The following is a 25,379-nucleotide window of genomic DNA, read 5'->3' on the forward strand; positions in this document are numbered from 1 at the left end:
AAACTCATCCCGAGCAGATGTTTTCCGCTTGGCCCTCGTCAGCCGACATGGCGTTATTGGTTCAAGCCCTAGCTCATTCCCCTTTTACCAACTCGAAAGCTACGAACGTAGTACCCATGTCGCTGAACGGCCGACTTTATCTCGTCGCTGACTTTGAGAACTCTAATTCTGCTCTTGCGCCATTTATTTGATGAGTAAAGTGCGGGTATCGCAGACCCGTTGCTTATGACAAGGAAGTCCCGCCTGTTATTGCGATAGACATCAAACATGTCACCCTCGCGGAAATGTCGAATAGAGCAAATATTTTTGGTAGCGACCGCGCCAGCTTAGTGCCCTGGGCGCCCGAGCGGGTAGTAGTCTGGGATGCATGCTGGTTAGACTTCGCGGCCAGTGAATGTCGGGGAAATGTTAGCGCGCCAACCGATCAGCTCAGATTTCTTTTTGCATGCTGTTTACATGCCACGCCAGTGTACCAGTTCCGTGAAGGCCATGCGGTGAAAAATGGTCTAGCTACGAGTGCTTAGGCAGGTCGATCCAGAGATCCGGAGCACCATTTAGGAGGGTATCCTGATCTGGAACATAGATACTATCGAAAACCCTCAGACCATGAGCCGTTGCCGCCCCAATGATGATGAAAGGGAGCTTGACCTGCTCTAGATCTTCGAAGCTGTCAGCGCCGACAATCCGAAGAAAATCGAATTTAAACCGTCGGAACTTTATGTGAGATGCAGCCGACGCTACAAGGTCCTTGACGCTCGACGCTCCTCGGACGATCTCTTCCCTTAAATGGTTGAGTGCCGTGAAGAGGCACGACAGCTCATCAAGCTCAGACCGGCTAAATCGCCTCAAGCGCGACGAAATCGGCACTCCATTCTTGTATCTCACGGTCGGCACAAACCTTATCTCGCAATCGAGAAGGAAGTCCGCAACGGCGCGCTTCACCAGGATCGCCTGACCGATATCTTTCAGGCCGAAGTAGCTGCGAGTTGGCCGCGCATAGCAGATCCAACGGACCGCACCGGTTACGGCTTCCTTCAAGCACGCCTCAGGCCCATCTAAACGCAAATGATAGTCACCTTGCGATACGAACGTTCGATAGCCAGGCGGAAACATTTCGGTGTCGCTCGAGGAAATCACGGCAGTCGCTCCCGAACGTAGGGCAAGTCCAATATCATCGTCCAAATTGAAATCGTAGCTCCCACCTGGTCTAAGCTGGATTTTGTTCGGGTACACTGTGACAATCGCGACGTCATTCTCCAAGGCCGCTCTTCTGATCAGTTCTGCATGCCCAAGATGCAGAGCGCCCAGAGTGTGTACCGTGCCAATGGTCTGACCTGTTCTTGCGACCTCTCGGATGAACGCCTTGCCTGCGGAAAGACCTGCCAGATGCATGTTCTTACTCCAGTTTTCTTGAACGCCAAAAGAGTGGAGCGCTTGGATCTCGGAAGATGCGCGGCCTTGGCATCCCATGTGGGCCGCGCACGCAGACGAGCTCCAAAGAGCTTCAACGCCCGGCTACAGCTCGAACCACCGCATCAAGCTGATCTAAGCTCATGGGCACTGTAGCTCCCGCTGTTCTTGCGGTTTTCAAAGGAGTCAGGTTGACCCTTCTCGACCACGTCGCATCAACTTTGAGAGTTCAGCCAGATAGTTCGATGGCTCGCTCAGCTGATCCCCCTCCAGAGCGACCTGCAGTCCCCGACAACGGTCAGCAAAAAACGGCGGCTCGAAAGTGGTTATCTTAGCGCCTGAAAAGTCGACTTTCACGAAGCTGGCCTGGAATGGCGATATCCCACTCAGATTCGCATCGCGCAGGGACGATTGGTTCATGCGAACGTATGCGGCCCGTGTTGCCTCCAGGTTGCTATCGGTCATACCCGCGGCGAGATATGCCTGAACGAGATTGGAGCCTTCGAGATTTGCGTGACCCAATGCCATTGATTGCGGCGGATCACCGGTGATCATCGACCTGTAGAGGTAAGCCTGTGATAGGTCCGCATGTTCGAGATCGCAGTCGCGCACAAAGGCGCAGCGGCCGCGAAAACCGGTGAGTTTGGCGGCTCGCATTGTGCTCCCTGTTATCGAAATGCTCTCACCTGATGCCTGAGATAGGTCCGCTCCGTCCAGCTGACAGGAATGAATAGATGCACTGTTGAGCACAGCACCGGCGAGGTTCGCGTCGGACAGGCCTACGGACAGAAGCCGCGCCTCGGTGAGGTCTGCCTGTTCAAGCTCAGCGCTCGCGAGATTTGACAGGTGAAGATCAGCGAATGGGGCGCTCAGGGCTCTCGCCCGAATCCGCCCGCTCACCTTTGAGAGTCTCAGATACGGAAGATGAGCACCTTGCAAGACAAGACCATCGATGGAGGTGGGACGCACGATCGATAAACAGTCTCCCTTTGACTGGAAGAACGAGCAATCCGCCAGATGCGTCTTCGTGATCGTGACTTGGCTCAGCTTAGCAAAGCGAAAGGAAGCGGAAGGAAGGAAGCATTCATTGATAGTTGCCCCCTGCAATTCCGCGCCATCGAATACAGCATCACTCGCGTCGCACTGATAAAGGAGGAGCCCGCTGAGCATCGCGTTGTCAAAGCGTGTTCTTTTCATACTGCAACCATGAAACAGGCTGCCGGTTGCATCAATTACATTGCGCAGACTGGCGTCATCGAAGTTGCAGACCTGCGCTGCCATGGCGTGCATATAGGCAAAATCAAGCTTGGCGCCAAGGAAACTTGCCCGCTCTAGCCCCGGACAGATAAGGTTCGCCTCAGAAAGGTCTGCACGATCCAACTTTGCTCCGTACAGCTGCGCGCGATTGAGGGTGCAGCGCCGCATCGGGAAATCTGAGAGGTCGTGACCGCTAAAGTTCTCGGAGGATAGCTGCAAACCAATCCCGGTCCTTTTGATCGCCTCCTCGGTTCGCCTGCCGACAGCAGCCACTGCGCGCAGCCTATCAGCAGCTCGGCTCCAGTACCGAACGAACTCGCCATCTGATGAAAGCTCGTTCTTCGGATCTGAGCAATGCTCCGCCCCTTCATTCACGGTGCACTCGCTATCAGCGCCGATCCTATGCGACATGCCGAGGGTTCCGTATTGCCGGATTTTGGAGGTCCTTTTATTGACCTCTTTGTGCTGGGCGTGCACCCACGTTATGCGCTTTGTGGTGAACTCGTCTGCGAATTGGCGACACGATGCGCCGATGAGGCTCCTGTTGCCTGTTCTTCGCAGCCGACGCTTGAACACGTCAGCCGCATCCTAGTCATGCGTCCCCACCGCTACTCGGCGCGATTGTTCACCAAGCCCGCCTACCTCGACAACGATCTGTCCGTTGACATTGCCGATATATCTGACAGTGCGGATTATTTCGTCAGCTCTGGGAAACTCCACATCACTCTCCATCAAACCGAATGCGCAAAATTCTAGGTCTTCTTTTTCAGAATGGACCCGCGGCTTGCGGGCGGAAAGTGATCCTTCATCAACGGCTGCACTCAGCCCGCCATCACCTTATCGGTAGCAACGACCGTGCCAGCCTCGTCAGTCGAAATTAGCGAACTGAATAGGGCGTCATGAATTCAAATTGACGCCGAATGTTTCGAATCTGACAAACACGGTCTTTGTCGGGAACCGCACCGTGGCTAGGCTATCGTGAAAGCGAAGATTCCGAGCTCGTTTGCAGGAGAGCAAGAGCCGCACTCCTTGCGGGCAGGCAATTGATGGCTTGCAACTCCACAGGTGCGGATCGTCGGCCTCTTGCTTAGCCTATATTCGAACTCGGCCGGGCCTGCTTCGCGCGCCGGCCGGTCCCCTGTTTTAACCCGTGATCCACAGATTGTCCTTTCCGAGCGATGAGCGAGGGCGCAATCGCGACCAAGTCGCGGGCAAACGCGGCTGCCCCCGCGATCGGCGACAGACAATTTTGGAAAAAGGAAGTCGAATTCGAAGGCATTCACGCGATGCCTTCTTCGAGGATCGTAGCTGAATGACCACTCCGTTCAACACGCACAAGGCGCGGCATAGCCGCGATAAGGCTCTTGGTATAATCAGACTGTGGATTACGAAAAATCTCTTCAGTGGTGCCACTATCGACGATTCTCCCCCGGCGCATAACTATGACGCGGTCGCTGATATGACGAACAACACTGAGATCATGCGAGATGAAGAGATAACTTACGCCGAGGCGGTCCTTCAGATCGCCGAGCAGGTCCAAGACCTGCGCCTGGATTGAGACATCGAGTGCCGAAACGGGTTCATCGCAGACGATAACGGCAGGATTTGGTGCAATCGCGCGGGCTATCGCAACGCGCTGGCGCTGGCCGCCCGAGAGATCGAGCGGCCGTCGGTCCAGCAAGGCCTCGGATAGTCCGACCATATCGAGCAGCTCAATAACGCGCTCCTGCCGCCGCCGTTTCTCGACGTCGCCCGAAAGACTATCGGATATGATGCGTCCGGCCGTCCATCGTGGATCAAACGAGCCAAGAGGATCTTGGTAGATGATCGATATTGCCCGCCGCCGAGCCCGCCGTTCGCGTTCCGCGAGCGTGCTCCAAGGCCGGCCTGCAAACTGAACGACTCCATCGTCAGGGTTATCCAGTGCCATGACCATGCGCGCCATCGTCGATTTTCCTGATCCGGACTCACCGACGATGCCCAAAGTCTCTCCGAATCGCAGTTCGAAGGAGACGCCGTCCACAGCCGCCCGTGAAGTGCCATCCGGGCCCTCAAAGCGCTTAACCAGACCTGTCGCTTCGAGCAGGATGGAACGAGCTGGCGGCAACGATTGCACGGGCGGCTGTGTTTGCCGGCCAGGCAAGCGCAGAATAGTCGATGGTGAGAGACGTGAGCGGCGCGGCCGGCCTGATGGCACAGCGTCCAGCAGCTGACGAGTATAGGGGTGTCGCGGATCTTTGAATATCTGGACGGCGGGGCCACGTTCGACGACCTCGCCTCCTCGCATGACGAGGATCTCATCCGCCACGCGGGAGACCACTGCCAGATCGTGACTGATCAGGATAAGCGCCTTGCCCCTGGCTTTGGTTTCCTGGAGGAGTGCCAGCACATGAGCCTGCGCCATCACGTCGAGCGCGGTAGTCGGCTCGTCGGCGATGAGGACGCGTGGATCGAGTGCAAGAGCCGCCGCGATGAGAGCTCGCTGACGCTGACCACCGGATAATTGATGCGGCAGCTGCTCGGCCTTCGTCTCCGGCTCAGGGACACCGACGAGCTTAAGGAGAGCAATGACCCGCTGCGCGAGCTCGTCGCGGGATGATACCGCATTGTGGAGGAGTAAGCCTTCACCAACCTCTTTGCCGATCGGCCGAAGTGGATCAAGCGAGACGAGTGCATCCTGTAATACGAAGCCAATCTTGTTGCCGCGGATGCGCCGCCAGGCACGATCGTTAAGGCCGATCAGGTCCGTCCCCTCGAAGCTCAGCTGGCGTGCATGAACATTGGCGTGGCGACCGGCAAGGCCTATGAGAGCCCGCGCACTTACGCTCTTGCCCGAGCCGGATTCACCGACAATCGCAAGACATTGTCCCGGCCGCAGGGAGAAGGATATGCTGCGCACAGCCGCTTTCTGGGCGATGCCGCGCCCGAAAGAAACACGCAGCGAATCGGCTGTGAGGAGGTCTGCCTGCTGCAAGAGAGGCTGGGGGCCGCCCTGGGACATTCACGTTTTTCCTTCCAGACGGTCCTGTAGATGGCGCCCGACAATGGTGACGCTGAGAGCAAACGCCGTCACCGCCAAACCGGGTATGATCTCCAGCCACCAGGCGTAGATCACATAGTTGCGCCCGGCATTGAGCAGCGCGCCCCATTCAGGGGCCGGGGGAGCGACGCCCAGGCCTAGAAAAGCAAGACCCGAGGCCCATATAATCGCCTGGCCTACGCCGATCGTCATCATTGCCGTCAGCGGGCTCATGGCGTTCGGAAGAATATGCCTCCAGACAATACGGGGAAATGGATGATCCAGCACCTTGGCGGCCTCCACATACCCTGTCCCTTTGATGGCAAGCATCTGGCCCCTGATCATGCGCGCATAGCCTGGCGCTGTGCCGATTCCGACAGCTATGACCTCAGTCACTACCGACGGGCCAAAAACGGTCACAAACACAAGGGCGAGCAAGAGCGTGGGAATCGCGAAGAGCACGTCGACAATCCGGCTAAGAATGCTGTCGACTACGCCACCAGAAAGCGCTGCGGCGACGCCGAAAACGATGGCAATGGACATGCTCAGCGCCGTTGCGCCAAGTCCGATGGCGAGGGATTGGCCCGCTCCCTCGACTATTCGAGAGTAAAGATCTCGCCCCAATTGATCAGTTCCCAACCAATGAATGATCGACGGAGACTGCAATGACGATCTCAAATCAATAGCGAGCGGATCGTGCGTCTGCAGTACCTTTGGGGCCATAGCCGCGAAGGCAAAGAGGCCAATTATGATAAGAGAGACGGTAACCCGGAAGGGAACATGGCGCGTGATTGCCAGGACTTCTTTGAGCGAACGAGATATGGTGACTTCGGCGAACATGCTCATGTCAGCTTGATCCTCGGATCGACCAGCCGGTAAGTCAGATCGACGATCAAATTGGCAATAACGAATACGCCCGCAGAGATCAAAACAGCTCCCGAGACAATCGGAACGTCTCTCGAGGACGTTGCAGCGACGAGGACTCCACCTAGGCCTTGACGGGCGAAAACCACCTCGATCAAAATCGCGCCCGAAAGGAGTTTGCCGAGCGCCCAGCCTGACAAAGTAATCCCGGGCAATGCGGCGTGGCGGAGGACATGGCGAAGCCTGACGCCAAAATCACTCATACCTCTGGCCCGCGCGGACGTGACGAATGGCTGCTCGAGCACGCGCGTGAACTCGTTCTGAACGACTTGTCCGAAAAAGCCCGAGAGTTCAAGAGCCAACGCAAGTGTCGGCAGAATGAGCCCGACCGGAGAATTTCCACCGATGACCGGAAGAATGCGCAGCTTTACCGCAAAAACCACCAGCAAAATTGTGGCCAGCCAGTAAGGCGGCACTGTTGCCAAAAAGACTTGCGTGTCATTGAGCAGCTTCGACCATATGTTGTCTCTGCCGGCGATGAACAAGGTTGTCAGGATGGCGACAATCCATGCGATCAGCAGCGCGGCGACCGCCAGAATAATCGTAGGCCCAATCTGCTCCGTGATGATCCCTGCGACAGGCCGATGCTGCTGGTAGGATTCACCAAGATCTCCATGTAGGATTCCCAGTATGTATTTTCCGTATTGAACCACGAGCGGTTGATCAAAGCCGTATTTCGCATTGATCGCCGCGAGTTCTGCCGAGGATGCCGGTCCGACGTTGCCACTTGTCACATTAATGATGATCTGGGCGCGATCGCCAGGCAGCACACACTGAATTAAGAACGCAAACGTTGCGGCAGCCCACACCACCACCACGCTGGACAATATCCGGCGCGTGAACCAAACAATGGGATGATGGGTTGCTATCTTCATGGCATCATTTCTTGTCGTCAAAATGCGCATCATAGAAGACAGGTTCGCCAACTGACCCACGGTCCAGCCAAACGTCTTTCAGGGTCGGCTTGGTCGCCAAAGTTACGTCCAGCACAGTAAGGCCAATAACGGGTGCCTCATCCACGATCTTCCGTTCCGCCTGCTGATAAAGGGCGGTACGTTCAGCTCCATTGAAATTCTGTTCCGCCCTTTGAATGATGTCCCAAAGCATCAAATCCTGGTAGCGTGAGGGATTGAAGCGATTGGGCTCGCCATTCTGATCGGGCTTCCACGAGATCCGGAATATCTCAGCGCCGGGGGCAACCCAATAGAGGAGAACGACCTCATAATCATCGGGTCCGAGGTTTTTCCCGGCGAAGAAGTCAGCCGGATTGGTGGGTTGAAGACGTACGTCAAAACCGGCCGCCTTCGCCTGCTGCTGGACAACTTGCAAGGCTTGCTCGCCATCCGGCTTCAGAAAGGCGTACGAATAGGAAATGCGCACGATCAGCGGACGACCGTTCTTGACGCGAATGCCGTTAGGATTTCTCTCAGTCCAACCAGCCTGATCAAGCAGTTGATTGGCTTTGCGAATATCGTACCCATAGGACTGCCCGAGTTCAGGCAGGTATTCCGGCGAGCTCTGACTTAGCGCACCGTTGCCTTCGAACGGTAAAGAGCCGAGGAAGGATGTGCCGACCGCGGCCTTTCGGTCAGTAGAATAGGCAAAGGCCTTGCGGACGAGCACGTCGTCAAATGGGGGCCGGGCCGTATACAAAGCGAGGCGCAGAGGGGTGCCCCCGGTCAGGTGCCGCAATACTGGAAAGCGGGAGTTGGCGTCCTTCCATGCGACAGCCGGAATGTCGTATATGGCATCGGTCTCGCCCGCGATCAGCGAACCGTATCGGACAGTCTGATCTGGCAGAAACTTCCAACTAATCCCGTCAACGTAAGCCGGCCCTTGATGTTTTGCGGTGGCCGGCGCCGAATTGTAGTCGGGATTGCGGCGGAAGGTGACTTCTCGCCCATGGTGCCACTTGTCGACAATGAATGGACCTGAACCGACGGGGTTCTCGCAATTGACCGCAAGTCCACGTTTGAGTGCCGATGGCGAGAGAATGCCTTGTGAGGATTGGGCGAAGACGTTCAGCAAGGGCTGGAACGGCACCTTCAATTTTACTTCCAATCTCAGAGGAGCAATCGCCCTTGCCGATTCGAAGCTCTCGCCGAGATAAGGAGCAGCAGTCGGATTGCGAAGATCGGGGTTATTGCTGAGCCATCCGTTGATATTGTCAGCGATGGCGTGCGCATCGAGGGCGGTCCCGTCAGTGAACTTTACATTCGGCTTTATCTCGAATGTGTACACCTTTTTATCGTCGGAGATGGTCCAAGACTCGGCCAGCCATGGCAAGATCTTGCCGTCCTCGTTGCGCGCAACCAGATTATCGCTGTACTGGCGTTGCAGATACCATTGCTGCACCCATCCTCCGAACAAGCAGGCAGGCTCTTGAAAATGCCCGTAACGAATAACGCCTCCTCGCTTGACGCTGCCGGCTAAGCCTTCCTGCGCATGAACGCTGGGTGCCAATTGGGACAGGCCCAAGAGCATGACAAGGGTAGCCGCTACTATTCTTGCTTGACGGTTGGACTTGCCAGTGAAGCGCCTCGCTGACCGCGCATTGGCTAAATGCATATCCAGGCTCCAGAGATTTGGTGTTGAGGAAGCGTCAGAGCGGTGAGCTCGCTGCGGCTCGTGCCGGCTCGAACGGAGTAGAGATGCCGAAATGCTCTCGCAGTGTCTGTCCCAGATATTCTTTGCGAAACAGCCCGCGCTTCTGCAGGATGGGGACCACATTGTCGACAAACGCTGAAGTGCCATCGGTGAGAACATCCGGAATGATGTTGAAACCATCGACCGCGCCGGCGCGGAACCATGCCTCAATCGACTCCGCGATCTGCTCGGGTGTACCCACAAGCAAGCGGTGGCCAAAAGCTTGAACGCTGCTGATGATCTCGCGAACCGTCCGACCTTGACGCGCCAGAGCTTCAATCGTGCGATGGTGACCGACAGAAAACGGAACATGATCTGCATCAGGCAGAACCTCCTCCGGGATTGGCCTTTCGAGGCTGAGCTTCTCGACCGCCACACCCATGCTTCTTGCAAGGGCGCCAGTGGCGCGCTCCAGATCGAGCAGCCCATCAAGCTTTTCTTTGCGACGAGCCGCTTCTTTCTCGGTGCTCCCGATACAGGTGACAAGGCCCGGCAGGATGAGCGGACCCGCAGGGCGGCCGAATTGCCGAGAGAGCGCACGCAGGCGCTCTGCCTCCCGCAGAGCCGTCGTCAAGTCCCCGGCGGCCGCAAACACGACATCTGCACTGCGGGCACCAAGCCGTAGTCCGGGATCCGAACCGCCCGCCTGAACGATGACTGGGTGACCTTGGGGCGAAGCGGGATGCGTCAGTGGGCCTCGGATGCCGAAACTATTGGTATCGGGATCGAGCAGGCGGAATTGACTCTGATCTGCGTAAACTCCCGCAGCCTGATCGGCGATGACCACCTCGCCGCTCCAGCTCAGCCAGAGAGCACGGACCGTTTCAACGAAGTCCTCGGCCCGTCTGTAGCGATCCGCTCGCCCGACTTCTCGACCGCCAAAGTTTGCTACCGTCGCCGGGCTCGACGTCGTGACTGCGTTCCAGGCAACGCGGCCACGGCTGATGACATCGAGCGACTGGAAACGCCGAGCGAGATTGTATGGCTCATTGTAGGTCGTCGACGCTGTCGCGATCAGGCCAATCCGCTGCGTTTCGCGTGCAATCACCGCAAGAACGAGGGTAGGTTCGAGCCCATTCAGCGGTGGCTGGTGCGTAATGTCGAAACTTATCGCGGGAGTATCGGCGAGGAATACAGCATCCAGCAGACCACGCTCCGCAACCTTCGCAGCCCGGACGTAGTGCTCGATATCGAAAAAGGCGCTCGGATTTGTACCTGGCCAGCGCCACGCGGCGGAATGGCCACCAGCGCCATGAAGATTTAGGCCGAGATGAAGCATGGAGTTAACCGAAGACATCACAACCCCTAATGCGGCGGCCTCTGAGCCACTTGGTGGGCCTTGAGGACAAGTCAATGTCAGCGACCACCCTGCCCTTTCGCGCAAGCTCACGCTGAATGTGCGCCGGGCAGCCGATTAGAGGCAGGGATAACAAACCGTCGGCTGATGTTAGAGAACTATCACCGAAGAGGAATTCGGCTGCGTGCTGTGATGTTCTGCGCGCGGGCGCAGCCCGCAAGAGCTTCGACCACGGCGGTTGCCGATTGACGCCGTCGTGACAGCCAGTTCCAGCGGCTAGTTGATCCCACACGAGTACACTCACATCGGCGCTCCAGAATTCATCAACGAGCCAGCTCCTTCTCAGCAAGGTGTTCTGATGCCCATTCGCGATCGGAACGTTTGGACTCGCGATCGGGCGAGCAAGGATCGACCAGAGGATCTTTAGAGGTCGAGACCATACAAACGCAATAGTTGAGTATTTCAATCTACTATCGTCTGTTGGCATCCCCTTCTATTGCGACGTCTATCTGTTCATCGCTTAGCCCAAATGGTCTCGGATCAGGCTCCTCGAACATGCGCTGCGTGATTGCAGCGACTTTAATTGGCAGCGCCGGCTCAAAGCGAGGGACATGAATTGATGCGCTCGAGAACACACCACAGATTTCGTGAGACATCGTTGATCAACCGCATACCGCCCCGTTGCAAAGCGACATCCGATCAATAAGGCCGCGCCAAGCCAACCATCCAATAATGCGATGAAACATTCTAGATTATAGATGCCTCGTTAAGGCAATGCTTGGGCGCTGAGCTTTGTTCTGCACCACCGTGGCGCCTGCTGCATTCGAAGAGCCTCCGGATCTTCGCTTGATTGTCCTGCAGGCGCTGCATGTTCTCGCTTTTTCTATCGGCATGATGACCGACCGCGACGCGACTTTGCAGGAATGCCCGTCCTCGAGGCCTCCCTCATGAGAGCGCCGCGAGTATGTGCACGGGACTCAGTTACTTTTGAAGACAAACGCCTTGGAGCGTAAAACATCGGGAGCATCACCGTTCACGAAATCACTCAGTTGGGTATCGAATGCGTCACTTACCGGCAGATGGGGTCGGGCGCGCCTTCGTGATGAATCGCAGGCTATCAGCTTCATCAATGCCATTTCGAACCGTCTGGCTCGCCTCGAGGTCCGCGGCCACCTCCAGCGAGAAAGATCACGGACGACACGCTGCGCGCGAGCATGGTGGACGAACGCAGGCCCGGCGTTCTGACCTAAGTCATCGCCGTCCCGCCATTAGCAACAGAAATGAAACCCCGCGAGCGCCAAGAGCCGCTTCCTTCGGCTATCCGGGCTGGTCGCTTTGGATCGACCCAGGAAGACTTATGATTGCCCTAGGACTTTTTGTTCAGCTGCGCCTGCCGGCCACACCAAAGGCTTGCGCGGGCGATATGCTTGTAAGGCGCGACCGACGTTGTGGTGCATTGTGTGGCGCATCGGCTGCAAGCGTCAACGCCCCGTTTTTCCTTTTCCGAACCGAGGCACCCGTGTGCCAGTTCTTGCCGCCGCGGATTCTATGCACCCGAATCGTTTGTGGCCCGGCCAAGCTCTGGTTGGCAGTTCAACGTTTCGCGCCCGCACAGCGTTTTAATGTTGTCAGTTAAGCCATTCCCCATGTGTTGCGGATGCGTGAATCGCAATCGCACGCCCGGCTCTTGTTTACGGCCAGCGGCCGGCGCACCCACGCGAGGTCTCGTTTCAGCAGTCCCGACAGAGGAATGAGCTTCACGCCACCCCGGCCCGGACACGAGCCCGACGTCTGCAGCCAGGCTCAGCTGTTCGGATCACAGCTAGCATCTTGACGAGCACTTAAAGAAGATCCACTCGGAGCCGATGCAAGCTGGCCCAGGCATACTTCTCCACGCCGCTCAAGCTCACCGATAGCGGCGCTTCGGCCGCGCTGCTTTTCCCCGGACCTTCACACGGCGCTGGCGTGGCGGATAGCGACGATGGCCCTATCTCCCAAACTCTGCTCTGCAATGAACAACAGGCTCGCGGGGGTAGCCGGAAAGGAGACCGCGTTTTCTTCAAGCAATGAGTCTGGTCAGCTGTTCGACAGCTAAGCCTTCTAGCATGGCAGCATCTTTATCCGGACAGCAGGCCGACTTGATGGCCCACACTCTGGAACAGAAGAATGACTAGGATCGGCGGTCACTCCGACCCATACGCCCTCAACACACCGATCGGTTCGAGAACCGGAGCCGGTGCGTCTTATCGACATTGCCGGCATCTCGGTTTCTGATCCTTATCGGATCAACTTCGTACGAATGTATTGACAAGGCTAGCAAAGGGAGACCGACATGGACCCATTTGAGGACGTCAACCGATCCGAGGCTCGGATGGATCACCTCGAGCCGCAACAGGAAGAGACAGCGCAAGCAGACTTTGAGCAGCGGCTTAGAGAGTCTCAGCCAATCCTCGCAGCATTGGCTTCACCCGGGGCTGGATCGAGCCGGACGGTAACAGACGGTAACAAGAGAGCGCAAGCTATCCTGGAGAATGAACGGTGCACGGCTGCATCCTTTGTCGGAACGCGCGCTCAACTTGCCGCAACGCTGACGTGCGCTAACATTGCGGAACTCAGAAGAGAAATCGAAATCGCTGCGCAAAGATCAGCAAAATGGTCACGAGCGAGTGGATCGTTGGTCGACCGCGTCGATAGTGGCCGCGTTTACGACGACGTGGTGGGATCGTCATACGTGGAGCTGGAGCGCTTTCAAAACCACGCCAGCCATTGCAAGCCACATGCGTTGGACCGTCAAAGCGCGATGGCCCATTTGCGTTCCATGGCGGCTTTGCGTTACGAAGCCGCCCCCTGGAATATCTGGGGAGGCCAACGACTTGATCTGGGTCGCACAGCGGCAGAGCACATGAGGGGAGGTACCAGTTCTTCGCCTTTTGTGTCACTGTCCGAGGAGGCCTCACAACTGCTCCTTTCGCCGGACGATGACAACGAGTATGGCGCCAAAGCAATCGCCGAAAACGCGAATGAGTTGCACACCTACACGGTCCCGAGAGTCACAACATGGACGGCGGAAGACATCGTCAGTATTCTCGAGGACGGGACTGAGAATGACGAACCCGCTCTGGCTTGGGTGAGCGATACCCCAACCGAGGAGCGTGAGGTACTATTTCTGGGCGGGAACCTGGATGACTATCGGACCGCTAGCGCATCTAATCCATACAAAACGTCAGGAACAAACGACTGAGTGGTACAGGCCTCGGAAAGGGTGACTTGCCTTTTCCGACGCTCGGAAGAATCAAACAGTAGCGTTTCACGCTACCAATAATACTCCGGCCCAACTGGCCAGCGCGGGGGACTGGCCGAGTACCGCGCTTGGAAACATGAGAGTTTCAGCCCGAACCTGTATCGTCTCTAAAGTTCGCCGCACTTATCCGCGGGTTGGACCGCCCTTGCCGATCATTGTTCAATCTACTTTCCGCCTGGCCAGGTGAGGTTTTGCGAAGCTAACTGAGTCGCGACAGAACGAGGTAACCATGCCCGCCGACCGCAGCATGGATCGATACAACGCGATCAGCCCAACCGATGGCCGCGCTCAGCTCTTCCGTTGGCGCGCAATTTGCCTGAACGAGGTGCTCGTCGGCACCTCGAGCAGTTGCCCAAGCTGCCGAAACCACGGATCGTTTGCTCAGAGAGCTTCGATCTGCGCGCGAACGCAGTTTACGAATGAGCAAACCCATAGCGGCCAGCTCAAATGATCTTAAGCGGGATGGTTCAATCACCTTGTGGCTGCATTCGGCAGCACTGAGATTTCAAGGTGAAAGGACCCCCAAAGAGGCGGATGAAGGATACGAGCGCATCCTGGGCGGCCTAGGTCGAGTGTCATCAACGCGAGCCCGCGGCTGGATCGACTTGGAATGTTCTTACGATGACCGCAGACTGCGTGAGGGCGTCCTTGGCGAGTTCATCTGAAGCGTTCAAGTGAGAGCCTTGCTCCCCCCATCCGACGACTGCCTGAACCGCCGATCTTCCAATCCCTGATATCGAATCTAGATCGGCGGCCCTCATGAGTTACCTGAGCAGCACGTTCGTGCAACTTGATCCTCGCCCGACGAAACGACCGTCAGAAACACTCTGATCGTTCCTGACGATCGAAAGGATCCGTATCCGTGCGAAGGTGTCCGCGCGATTAAAGGATTAAGTCCTTGAAGCGCCCCCTGCTCTATGCTCTTCGTTACCAGATGAACTTTGCGCCATCCGGCAGTTCGCAGATGAATTCGCCCTGGTTCACGAGTTCGGTGGTCCCGACGACAAGTTTCGAGGCTCGCACCGTCAGCTTGCCTTCGCGGCTAAGGCTATGGCGGATGTACTCGGTCACGGCATGTCCGGAGCTGTCGACCGTTTGATGAGCATTGGCGAAGCTGATGCCGTTCTGGACGGTCACCCTGAAGGCATTGATGACCAGACCGGCTTGCGTCGCCGACGCAGGCTTGCCACCCTCCGCTGTGGTACAGCGGCTCATGTCTAGTATGAGCTTTACATTCTTACCCGCCTGGAGGGCACTAAGCACCTCGGTGTATTTCGGCGAGGGCTCGTCGGCTCTCGCCGGCGCGCTCGCGGTCGCGGCCGAAAGCAAGGACAACAGGATCGTTAGTGCTCGGCCAGTAAACTTCATATGCTCTTCTCCCTCGATAAGTACCGCAGATTGCGCTTTTAACGACGTCGTGCTCGCAAGCCACTTGTCTGATTCCAGACAAACGCGCGCTCGCGCCTATACAAAAGCAGCCTGTCGCAATGAGGCGCAAGTCGCTGTGATAGCTATTCCGACATCACAACCTCGTAGGTCAGGTTTGCCGAGGTGGCTTAGCTTCGCGCACGTCGACTACAACGATTTGATCCAGCCTCGTCCTCCGCTTGGAAACAACAAAACGGAAGCCCGTTGCGCTTGTCCGTCGCAGTCCTAACGGGCGAGAGAATGCAGTTCTCACATCTGCATAAAGAGACGATCTACGAAAGACACTCGACCACCGGCAAGCGCCAGTTCGCCCGTCTTGCTGTGCAAGGGCCGTCTCCCTAGATGAAGCGTCCGCAATGAGGTGGTGGAGCGAACCCGACGCGGCGGTCCGAAAAAGCTCACCCAGCGGACCCGATCTCGACCTGATCGAACACCAATGCCGGAAGGCACAAGGCAGCACCGTATTATGATCCGTCGCTTCGGGCGGCTTCCGTCCAGCTGTGCGTTCGCCACGTTGCCTGAATCTATTCGATTCCTTCCAGAGCTAAATGACCTCCTTCCTGGTCCGTCAGCTTCTCGAAAGCTGCACCTGCAACGATCGACGCCGACCGCCTGCACTTCGAAGGGAGACGGAGATGAATGTTGATCCAGGAAATGCCGCAGACACTCCCTTTGAGGTTCACAACCCGCCACAGCAGCCGCGCCGGGTCCACGTGCCCCAGGATGAGCTTAACGCCCAGATCAGCGCGCCGGCGCACAGTTCAAACGACCCAGCAAGCTTCGAGCAGCAGCTGCATGACTTGACTCTAGACGATGTAGATTCGGTCTACCCAACCTCGGCTTCACTCCCCTTAGCGGCACCTTTCGCCGCCGCCAGCTCCTCGTCTGGGCCAGGCGCGGCGGCCTCGGAAACCAGTCGCTATCCAGCCCCATCATTTGTCGGCGCGCGCGCCCAGCTTGCGGCAACGCTAATGGGCGCCACGCTCCAAGAGCTCAAGAACGAGATCGCCCTCGCCGAAAAGCAATCAGCGCGATGGACGCCAGCGGCGGACAACAGTGTCGACCGGGATCGCATTTACGACAACATAGCGGCATCGACATATCTCAAGCTGCATCGTTTCCAGAACCAGGACAGCGATTGCAAACCGCGCACGGAAGCCACGACATCTGCAATATCACACGTTCGTAACACGGCGCGAGATCATTCGTCCATTGGGGACCCTCTGGAGCGATATCCCCTGGACCTGGCACGCCAGGCTGGATGGCATATGCGCGGTCAGATCGCTTCTCCATTCGTGTCGTTGGTCGAAGACCCTTCGAAACTCAGCGTTTCCCGCGACCACTGGTCGAGAGCGATCGCAAACAATGCCAACACGCTGCATACCTACGTCGTGCCGAAGTCTGCGGTGTGGACGCCCGACGACGTACTGAGCAGTATTGGCCTTGCAATGAATGTGGAGGATAGCGACAACATCGATGGGGATGTGGATTTGATGTGCTCGCTTGGCAGAACGCCAACTAGTGAGACAGAGCGCTTGTTCCTGGGCGGCAATTTGGAAACCTATCGTGTCGCCAGCGAAGACAATCCCTTCAAGCGGAAGACTGGAGAGTAACGATTAGTCCAACTGGCGACTGCGCCATGCTCGTAGGTCCCTTAATGCTGACTAGATGACCACCCGAAGGAAGGGTCATCCCCGCGAGCCCGCTTCACGAACAACGATAATGGCTTGGCCACAGGCTCTGATACCTATCCCTTGACCCGTGCGAGGGAAGAAGGGGCGCCCACATCGCAAGAGGTACCCGACATTGTGGCGGAGGACACACACGTGCCATTGTTTGTTCTTCCCCGGCCTCATTCGAGTGCTGCGGCCTCCTCGCATCGATCCAGCCGCCGCCGACACCATTCGGAAGAACGTTCAGACGACGCGAGCCGCTAAGGCCGCGCATCGATCGTTTCCGCACCTCGACCTGCCATTGATGGTGCGATCGATCCCAAGAGATCGAACAGGATCGTATCAAAGATCAAGTCAATAAAGTCTCACTCACGCGGCAAGCCGTGCCGCAGCACAATGGTCTATTCGCCACCTGGATGCGTTCCATCAAAACAATCGATTTTGCCGATCTTGCCTAAAAGCTCCATAGTCGCTCGTGATGCATGGAGGCAGCATTCAAGAATGTCGTTTCGCAACCCTTCCAGTCCCTTGCCTGTTAAAACAGCTCGCGAGCTCCGGCGGCTGCATCGCAGAGGTTAGCTCCTGCGCCTCAGATCGCATTACGGGGCGCCACTGTCCCCCTGCTGAAATCGCACGCACGAAGTCGACCGCACGACCGCGACGTCACACCTAAAGGGCCAGCAAAGACCACCGCCTTCACACACTGTCATCGCCTTTGACTCAAGCTAAGCTTTGATTTGGACCGACGATATGCTCATGACATTGAGGAGATGGACGCGCGCGACGCGCAACTCGATAGTTTGGTTAGGACGTGTCGTCATGGCCAAAGAGTCCTTGCGAGTTCAAGAGCACTGCCACGGACCAGCGGTCAAAAGCACTTGAACCTCACCTAGCGTCAGATTGTAGGATTTCTGACAACCGCGACACCGACCCCGCTCGCGTGAACTCTTCCTGACAGGTAGCAAGAATTGCGAACGTCTCAAAAGAACAATGCTCCGCTGCGCGGCCAAATCATGCTGCTGGATAGCTCCTCTCCAGGACCAGCGTCCCACATCGCCCATGTGAAGATCAAAGGATGCAGCGCCGATGCTATCCCAAGCGAATCAAGATGCGCCGTGCGAGAAGAACGCTGGCAGCGGCTATCTCGGCCTTGCGGGGCACACTCCAACTCCGAAGTCGAGATCCGATCGTTCTGGCGCCGTGCACTCCGTGAGGCGAAATGGTTCTGGTGTAGGCACCGGGATCTATGCGCGATGGCAAAACTGTGGAGCTCGTTTCTGCAATGGCTCGCAGCTTTCGCCGGGCTGCGACGTATGCGGGGACCTCGGGCGCGTCAGAACTTAAGCACGGTTGACACCTTGCGTCCGAACAATTCCGAGCGAGAGGGTGCTCTTCCGACCGCGAGGGGCATTGATCGTTTCGGCGTGCATCTCGGCCTGTGAAGCCAGTGGCCAGCTGCCTCGCGTGAGGTGTCCATGAATACCGGAAAGACTTGCACTGTCGTGACTTCACGACACGACAGGCTCGACAGCCCAGCAAGACTGGCCGCAGACCAAGACGAATTGGGGAGTTTCCATGTCGGTTTCGCTCATCTGTTCAGCCACAAATCCGATCGTCTCCCGCGCTTTGGTTTCGCTTACGCGGCTCGGCGCTATTCGTACTGCGGGGGCCGGGTCAGTGCGTGCAAGAACGGCCGCGATCGGCCCACGGACGCTTCAGCGGGCTGCCGCGGTTGCCAGTCTCTTAAACAAAATCAGATCTGGCATGAGGGGCATCTTGAGCGGCGCCGACGCCGTAAGCAGGCCACAGCGGTCCGCTCCACCCTCTCGTTTCGGCTGTTCAAACTCACACCAGTCCAGCCTCCTCTCAGTCCCATCGAGCCCCACGCTCAACCGTGACGCGCTCAGGTCTTCGTGGATGGACGAGAGGCAATGAAATGCGAATTCTTCTGGTTGATCATCATGCGGACTTTGCCCGCCACGTGAAGGAAGTGCTGCTAAGTTGCGGCTTCGCCGTCGACGTAACACGCACGCTGGATGAGGCGGCGGCCGCGCTCGATTGCGCGAACTACCACATGGTCCTGCTCGAATCGGCTTTGCCCGATGGCGACGGATTGGACTGGCTGAAGCAGTTGCGGCGCGAGGGACGGTCAATGCCCACCATGATGATGAGCAGTCTCAATGATCTCGGCCGGCGGATTGCGATTTTCAATGCGGGCGCGGATGATTTTCTGCCTAAGCCCGTGTCTACCGACGAACTCATTGCTCGTATGCGAGCGATTTTACGACGGTCAACGCAAATGACGGCGCCGGTGGTGACATTCGGGAATCTGCATTTCGATCCGATCGCGCGACAGGTATCGGTCGGTGGTCGTATCCTCAGAATTGCGCGCCGGGAAGTGTGCATTCTTGAACATCTGCTCAACCGAGCGGGCCGTACCGTACCGCGCGCATCGCTTGAAGATAGCTTGTATGCATTTGACGACGAAGTCTCGACCAATGCGCTGGAAGTCGGGATCTATCGCTTGCGCACGCATTTGAGCCAGGCGGGTGCAACGCTCAGGATCAAGACCGCGCGCGGTGTCGGTTACACCCTTGAACTCATTGGCGCAGCCTCGGCTGCCTAGCCAATCGAACCTGAAAGCGATACTCCCTTGAACATCGTTGACAATGCCGCCTGCGCTGATGAGCCGTCCATGGTGGCAGGCCGCTCGCACCATGCCACTTTTCATCGTCTCTGCTACGCCCTGTGCGCAGTCGCTCTGTTATTTCCGTTTGCTGCCACAGCTCAGACAAAGCGAGATGGCAAAGCAGAACAGCCACGCGCGGGATCTGGCAGCACCACTGGCACGCTTAGCCTTACATCCTCGCAGGGCAAGACAGTTCATCTGACCGGACCGGCTGCGAGCATTTTTGTCGCGGACCCGGCGATTGCGGACTATCAGGCGCCGTCGAACACCACGATCTTCGTCTTTGGCAAAAAGTCGGGACGGACGAGCCTGTTCGCCCTGAACGACAAGGGAGAGGCTCTGGCTGAGCTGCGTATTGTCGTTACTCAACCGATCGAGGATCTGCGGGCCGCGCTGAAGGCCGAGGTCGGCGACTATCCGATACAAGTCAGCTATACCCCCCGCGGCGCGATTCTTAGCGGGACCGCGCCCAACGCCGATGTTGTCGAGAACGCCAGGAAGGTCACTGAGCAGTTTCTTGGGGCGGGCGCGCTGGTTGCCAACAAGATACAGGTCGCTGGCTCGTTGCAGGTGAATCTCAGCGTCCGGGTGGCAGAAGTCTCCCGCAGCGCGGTCAAGGATCTCAATATCCACTTCACTGCCTCCGGCCCAAGCGGCGCTTTCCTCATTAGCGGCAAAGAGGGGGGGTCCGGCGCGGCCGGCGGCGGCGGCACGATCGGGATCGGGGTTAGCGCCGGCAATACCAACCTGAGCGCTGTTCTCGACGCCCTCGCGAGCGAGCACCTCGCCTCAATCCTGGCTGAGCCGAATCTGACGGCAATGTCCGGCGAAGCCGCAAGCTTTCTCGCCGGCGGAGAATTCCCGATTCCAGTCATGCAGGACAATCGACAGGTTTCCGTCCAATTCCGGCAGTTCGGCGTGAGCCTGGAATTCGTCCCGACTGTGCTTAACAACAATCAGATCAATATACGTGTGAAACCCGAAGTCAGCGAATTGTCGAGCGAAGGCGAAGTCAGAATCAATGGCATGGCGGTCCCTGCACTCTCGACGCGACGCGCGAGCACCGTTGTCGAGCTCGCCAGCGGTCAGAGCTTTGCAATCGGCGGCCTCATCAGGCGCAACTTCAACACTGACATACGCGAGTTTCCCTGGCTCGGCGATGTGCCGATCCTAGGTGCGCTGTTTCGCTCCTCAGATTTTCAAAAACGTGAAACCGAGCTGGTGATTATTGTCACGCCCTACATCGTGCGGCCGGCATCGAACCCAAACAAGATGAGTGCGCCGACGGACCGCATCTCACCTCCGTCAGACGCGGGGCGCATTTTGACGAACACGGTGGCCCGGCCGCCGCGGGACCGCGATGCGCCTCGCACCAGCGCACCAGGATTGACCGGGAGCGCCGGCTTTATCATCGAATGAGGATCGTCAATGACCTTACGACATTTGTGTCACTTGATCGTTATTGGGACAACATTGGGCGGCTGCGCAAACAGTGCCTCGATCCATCTCGGGCCGGCTGAACAAGCAATACAAGTCGAGCAGAAGAAACGTATCTTGTTCCTGCAGAGCCTACGTGGCTCCGAAAAGCATCAGCTGCGGAGCTTTATCGCGAACGTCAGCGGCGGCCGGCGGGATGCACTCCATGTGGATGTCACCGGCTCACCCAGGCTCGTTGCCCAAGTGGCGCACGAGGCCCGCGCCATGGGCGTTGCTCCTTATAACATCCGCCTGTTCGCTTCCCCCGTCGATTTGCCGCTCCGTTCCGGCGTGAGGATCGAGGCGATCACCTTTGATGCCCATCCTCCGATCTGTCCGTCGCTTTTGATCGTCGGACCAGCCGTGAACGACAATTCGTTCGAACCCACGCTTGGTTGCTCGACCAAGAACAATCTGGCAGTTATGGTAAACGATCCGCTCGACCTGCTGGACAATCGGTCTGTCATCACAAGTAATGGCGATCGCGCCGCCATTCCTCTGGCCAACTACGGTACCTTCCCCCCGCGTAACAAGAGCAACGGAGAAGAGGGACCAGGTACGGCAGCCCCGAACGCGGCGGGAACGACAGCACCGAATGTACAGCCGCTCCGATAGCAGTTTTTGGCGAATGTCTGGAAATCAACACCGCTGCCCTCCATGTGGCCAGCAAGGAGCGACGAGTCGATCGTAACGCGCAAAGCCGCGCTATGGTTTGGGAGTGGTGACGATCAAGCGCAACGTGCCGCACGGCTCAGATCGAGAACGGATGGTGGATGTTCACCCGCACCAATGGATCTCGTCCGGAAATTCCACGTCGCGTGCGCGTGCTCAAGAAGGTCGCCATCACCACCCTGAGCGCTTCGACAGTGAAAGCGTGACCGGACCTGCTTATGCGAGATCGACGCCGGAAGAGAGAGTTTGGGATCTATGCGGCGTGTCCAAGAGGGTGACTTAGGCGTGGCGACCACCGGTCGTTTGACCGCGCGGCGTTATGGCTAGGGAGCGCCCATTTCTGGCTCCATTTCAGTAACGCGCTCGGCAGCTGGTTTGCATCATCGTCGTCCCATCCGATCGCGTTACGCGAGTATCACAGTTGCCGCCCCCTTGAACGCGCTAGCGTTGCCTCTCAATAGAACGACCCGTCCATCAGCAGTCAAAACGCGCTCGGGCTCTGGCTTCATGGATCAATAGCCGTCGGCAATCCCTGAGCTAATCTGCCGCCCAGCATATCGGAGCGGGTATTGAAACCGAACATGGACCGAGGTGGTATACGAATGACTTCGTTTCGCTTCTATTCTCGCAGCAGGCGACCACCAACCAGAGATGGCGAGCTTTATTGAAAGCGCGCGTTTCTGGGAATGCTTGTCAGGAACGCGCAAGAGTGCGCTCAATTCTGGTGCCGCCCATACCGATATCTCGTTGGTTCAAGGAGCGAGCGAGCCGTCGCCGCCTCGCGCCTGACCTCCGACTAATAGAAAGCCCCCGGGGGGCCCGGTCCTCACGATCATCGCGCTGTAAAGGGACCGAGATCTGAAGATCAAGACGGTAGCGAACGTCTGTGGCGCACACCACCATTGCAGCTCAACACCTCAGTTGAAGACGCTGTTTTTCATCCGGCGCTTTCTTTTGCCCGCTCGAGCGATGCTACAGCGCACGCCCGCCGTATTCCCCTTTCATTCTACCTTTCCGCCTGGCCACGTCAGATTTTGGAAAGCTAACGTGAGTAGCGGAGTAACGAGAGAACGATGCCAGCGGACTGACCATGGACCGATTCAACACGATCAACCCAGCCGATAAAGAGTTCACTGCGTCAGACGCGACCGTGGAACAGCCGGAGCAGCCGAATGCGGCGTTTGAGCAGCACCTGGCAGGCGTGCGAGAAGCGGGCCCCGTATATCCTCACGCGGCGCTATATGATGTCACTGAGGAAGACGATCGCCTCATCCAAGCGGCGTCGGCCGCGGCTCTCGATCGAGGGCAGCCGCCGAGTAAAACCACCGTCGAAATGTATGATCGTCGGCTTCGCAACTTGGCGGACGCACTGAAGAAGTCTGGCAAATCAATTTCTGGGCTGGATGACGATACGTTGAGCCGCTACGCTGAGAAGCTGCTGCCAGGCGATAAGATCATCGCCCCAGCATTGTCAATGGTCAGTCGGTATCGCGAGCCCGACGCCAACCCTGGCCCCCTCTCAACACATTATCGTCCTTCCAGGAAAGATGAGAATCTCATCAGGGACGCCGCCGAGGCACGCTTTGGTCGACGGATCGGCAAGAGTAGGGCCGAGTGCTATGCGAGCGCTCTGCGGAAGTTGGCGGCAGCGCTCCGCCCCCTGTCCATTGCCGAGCTCAATGATGATAAACTGCTTGGCCACGCGCACAAATTGTTTCCGAATGACAGGGCCCTCATCGCCGCCTTGAACGCCTTTCGCGACTATCGCGCGATCAGGCAGAACAATTTGGGCGGGGAAGGAGGCAGTTCGCGCAAGGTCACTCAGCCGTCCGCTTCCTCGCCCATGCGGCCGGCCGATGAGCAGCCGACAGGAAACGTTGCGGAGGGGCGCGGCTCATTGCCGCCCGGGTTCAATGCTCCGCAGGTCTGGCATGGAGTGGGGTTAGCCCATTCTCCTGTACAAAGTGTCGTCCAGGATGTGCTTTTCGATGCCGCGGATGGCGAGCACCTCTTGCCCGCGACAATGCTTGGGCCAACGGTCAGTTCAATGCCCCAATCGCCGGTGCAAAGTGTCGCTCAGGAAGCCCTTTTCGATGCCGCGGACCGCGAGAAGCTCTTGTCGGGGGCGACCTCCGATGCACCGGTGTCTTGGCCAAGGATGAGTTCCACTATCCACTCGCCGGTGCAAAGTGTCCCTCAGGACGCGCTTTTCGATGCCGCGGTCCGCGAGAACCTCATGCCGGCGCCAACCTTCGATGCACTGCTGCCTTGGCCAACAATGAGTTCAAACATCCACTCGGCGGTGCAAAGTGTCCCTCAGGAGGCGCTTTTCGATGCCGCGGATCGCGAGAACCTCATGCCGGCGCCGACCTTCGATGCACTGGTGCCTTGGCCAACAATGAGTTCAACCATCCACTCGCCGGTGCAAAGTGTCCCTCAGGACGCGCTTTTCGATGCCGCGGATCGCGAGAACCTCATGCCGGCGCCAACCTTCGATGCACTGCTGCCTTGGCCAACGATGAGTTCAACCGTCCCCTCGCCGGTGCAAAGTGTTGCTCAGGAAGAGCTTTTCGATGCCGCCACTTGGCAGGCGAGCTCGAGGGAGCCGAATTCCGCCTCTGAAGACCACTTTCGGCAGATGATGAACGAAGGCGCTGGGGCTCAGACCACGCTTGAGCAGACGTTCGTGGCAGCTGGCGAGCCCTTTGATGCGTCTTTGAGCGTCCCCGAAGATTTCTCCCATGGGACTCAGGCCGCGCCGAATATGATGCACAGGCTTCGCCGCTGGGGCCTCTTGCCGGATGCAGCACAGCGGGTAAAGGCCTACGATATTCGAGGTGAACGCTATATGGCCGTCTTGGGACCGGGAGGACTTGATGATGTTCAGCTCGTCCATCTGCGGTCGCCCGCTGTCGGTGATACGTTCGATGTTTCGTTCGCCGTTCCCAAGAATTTTTCCCATCGCACCCAGCTGGCCCCCGACATGATGCTGACCACCTTGGGCCAGTGGGACTTCTTGCCTGTTGCGGAACATCCAATCATGAACTTTGAGATCGGCGGCGAACGCTACACGGCCATATTGGGACCGGCAGGGCCCAAGGACGTTCAGCTCATTCATCACCCTCGGCCCGCTTTGCCGGGCGAAGCTACGCCTGCGGCACCGAGGACTCGCTCAGATATCTACGGCGGTCTGGCGCCAGGCCTTGATTCGGCGGCTCCCTTCGAATGGAGCGGGGACGCTCCCTCGGTGCTGGCGCCGAACCTTCCTCTGTCGTCTGCCGCACCTGCATCAGGCCATCAGCCAGTCCCGCAAGCGCCTGAACTGGGAGAGTTCTTGGGCGACGGATGGACGCACGCCTCCCAAGAGGCTTCGCCTGCCGTGATCGACACACTGCAGAGTCTACGCCTTCTGCCGAGCCGGGACGTCCCAATGACCGCTTTTTTTATCCACGGTCAGCTCTACACGGCAGAAAGCCTGCCGGGAGGCCGCGTTCTTCTCTTCCATCAGCCACAATTTGGCTGAATGAGGGGCTCCTCAGCACCTCGGACAGCTCCTCCTTCCTGAGATCTTAGATGGACGCTTCAAC

16 protein-coding genes are annotated in these 25,379 nt (G+C 57.8%); 7 read left to right on the forward strand and 9 right to left on the reverse strand.

Features of this window, described 5'->3' with window-relative positions; all coding sequences use genetic code 11:
* Positions 1-68: 68 nt before the first annotated feature.
* The 3 genes from XH81_RS31065 to XH81_RS31075 all read right to left on the reverse strand — a co-directional run bounded on the left by XH81_RS31065 (position 69) and on the right by XH81_RS31075 (position 2,940).
* Positions 69-269 carry a hypothetical protein gene (locus XH81_RS31065; protein ID WP_271596596.1) on the reverse strand — a complete coding sequence of 67 codons (201 nt, stop codon included), beginning with the start codon at positions 267-269 and terminating at the stop codon, positions 69-71.
* A gap of 241 nt (positions 270-510) precedes the next feature.
* Positions 511-1,392, reverse strand: coding sequence for a pantoate--beta-alanine ligase (locus XH81_RS31070; protein ID WP_271596597.1), 882 nt, complete (start codon positions 1,390-1,392; stop codon positions 511-513).
* Positions 1,393-1,596: 204 nt separating this feature from the next.
* Complete coding sequence (locus tag XH81_RS31075; RefSeq protein ID WP_271596598.1) at positions 1,597-2,940, reverse strand: pentapeptide repeat-containing protein; 1,344 nt, start codon at positions 2,938-2,940, stop codon at positions 1,597-1,599.
* Between the two features lie 81 nt (positions 2,941-3,021).
* Between XH81_RS31075 and XH81_RS31080 the strand changes: the two genes are divergently transcribed.
* Positions 3,022-3,423 carry a hypothetical protein gene (locus tag XH81_RS31080; RefSeq protein WP_271596599.1) on the forward strand — a complete coding sequence of 134 codons (402 nt, stop codon included), beginning with the start codon at positions 3,022-3,024 and terminating at the stop codon, positions 3,421-3,423.
* Between the two features lie 523 nt (positions 3,424-3,946).
* Here XH81_RS31080 and XH81_RS31085 read toward each other — a convergent pair.
* Genes XH81_RS31085 through XH81_RS31105 form a run of 5 tightly spaced genes read right to left on the reverse strand, consistent with a single transcriptional unit; the run spans position 3,947 to position 10,553 of the window.
* Entirely contained in the window at positions 3,947-5,668 is a 1,722-nt protein-coding gene (locus XH81_RS31085) for a dipeptide ABC transporter ATP-binding protein (RefSeq protein WP_442868212.1), read from the reverse strand.
* Positions 5,669-6,532: an ABC transporter permease gene (locus XH81_RS31090; protein ID WP_271596601.1), complete on the reverse strand. Its 864-nt coding sequence runs from the start codon at positions 6,530-6,532 to the stop codon at positions 5,669-5,671.
* Positions 6,529-7,485 (reverse strand): ABC transporter permease, encoded by a 957-nt coding sequence (locus XH81_RS31095; protein ID WP_271596602.1) that lies wholly within the window; start codon positions 7,483-7,485, stop codon positions 6,529-6,531. Before XH81_RS31095 ends, XH81_RS31090 begins: the two co-directional genes overlap by 4 nt.
* Positions 7,486-7,489: 4 nt before the next feature.
* The gene (locus XH81_RS31100; RefSeq protein WP_271596603.1) at positions 7,490-9,178 is read right to left on the reverse strand and encodes an ABC transporter substrate-binding protein; all 1,689 of its coding nucleotides are present in this window, start codon (positions 9,176-9,178) and stop codon (positions 7,490-7,492) included.
* A gap of 34 nt (positions 9,179-9,212) precedes the next feature.
* Positions 9,213-10,553: an NtaA/DmoA family FMN-dependent monooxygenase gene (locus XH81_RS31105; RefSeq protein WP_271596604.1), complete on the reverse strand. Its 1,341-nt coding sequence runs from the start codon at positions 10,551-10,553 to the stop codon at positions 9,213-9,215.
* Positions 10,554-12,885: 2,332 nt separating this feature from the next.
* On the opposite strand from XH81_RS31105, the gene XH81_RS31110 reads away from it, so the two are divergent.
* Positions 12,886-13,794, forward strand: coding sequence for a hypothetical protein (locus XH81_RS31110; RefSeq protein WP_271596605.1), 909 nt, complete (start codon positions 12,886-12,888; stop codon positions 13,792-13,794).
* A gap of 987 nt (positions 13,795-14,781) precedes the next feature.
* Here XH81_RS31110 and XH81_RS31115 read toward each other — a convergent pair.
* Positions 14,782-15,222 (reverse strand): VirK family protein, encoded by a 441-nt coding sequence (locus tag XH81_RS31115; RefSeq protein ID WP_271596606.1) that lies wholly within the window; start codon positions 15,220-15,222, stop codon positions 14,782-14,784.
* Positions 15,223-15,917: 695 nt separating this feature from the next.
* Here XH81_RS31115 and XH81_RS31120 point away from each other — a divergent pair.
* The 5 genes from XH81_RS31120 to XH81_RS31140 all read left to right on the forward strand — a co-directional run bounded on the left by XH81_RS31120 (position 15,918) and on the right by XH81_RS31140 (position 25,315).
* Positions 15,918-16,895, forward strand: coding sequence for a hypothetical protein (locus XH81_RS31120; protein WP_271596607.1), 978 nt, complete (start codon positions 15,918-15,920; stop codon positions 16,893-16,895).
* A 1,996-nt stretch (positions 16,896-18,891) separates the two neighbouring features.
* The gene (locus XH81_RS31125) at positions 18,892-19,581 is read left to right on the forward strand and encodes a response regulator (RefSeq protein ID WP_172787695.1); all 690 of its coding nucleotides are present in this window, start codon (positions 18,892-18,894) and stop codon (positions 19,579-19,581) included.
* 69 nt (positions 19,582-19,650) lie between these two features.
* Positions 19,651-21,063: a type II and III secretion system protein family protein gene (locus tag XH81_RS31130; protein WP_271596777.1), complete on the forward strand. Its 1,413-nt coding sequence runs from the start codon at positions 19,651-19,653 to the stop codon at positions 21,061-21,063.
* Positions 21,064-21,072: 9 nt separating this feature from the next.
* A complete protein-coding gene (locus XH81_RS31135; protein ID WP_271596608.1) occupies positions 21,073-21,735 on the forward strand; it encodes a CpaD family pilus assembly lipoprotein in 663 nt (220 codons plus the stop codon).
* A 1,147-nt stretch (positions 21,736-22,882) separates the two neighbouring features.
* Positions 22,883-25,315: a hypothetical protein gene (locus XH81_RS31140; RefSeq protein WP_271596609.1), complete on the forward strand. Its 2,433-nt coding sequence runs from the start codon at positions 22,883-22,885 to the stop codon at positions 25,313-25,315.
* Positions 25,316-25,379: the final 64 nt, after the last annotated feature.

It is taken from the genome of Bradyrhizobium sp. CCBAU 25360 (assembly GCF_028128695.1).
Lineage (GTDB): Bacteria > Pseudomonadota > Alphaproteobacteria > Rhizobiales > Xanthobacteraceae > Bradyrhizobium > Bradyrhizobium ottawaense.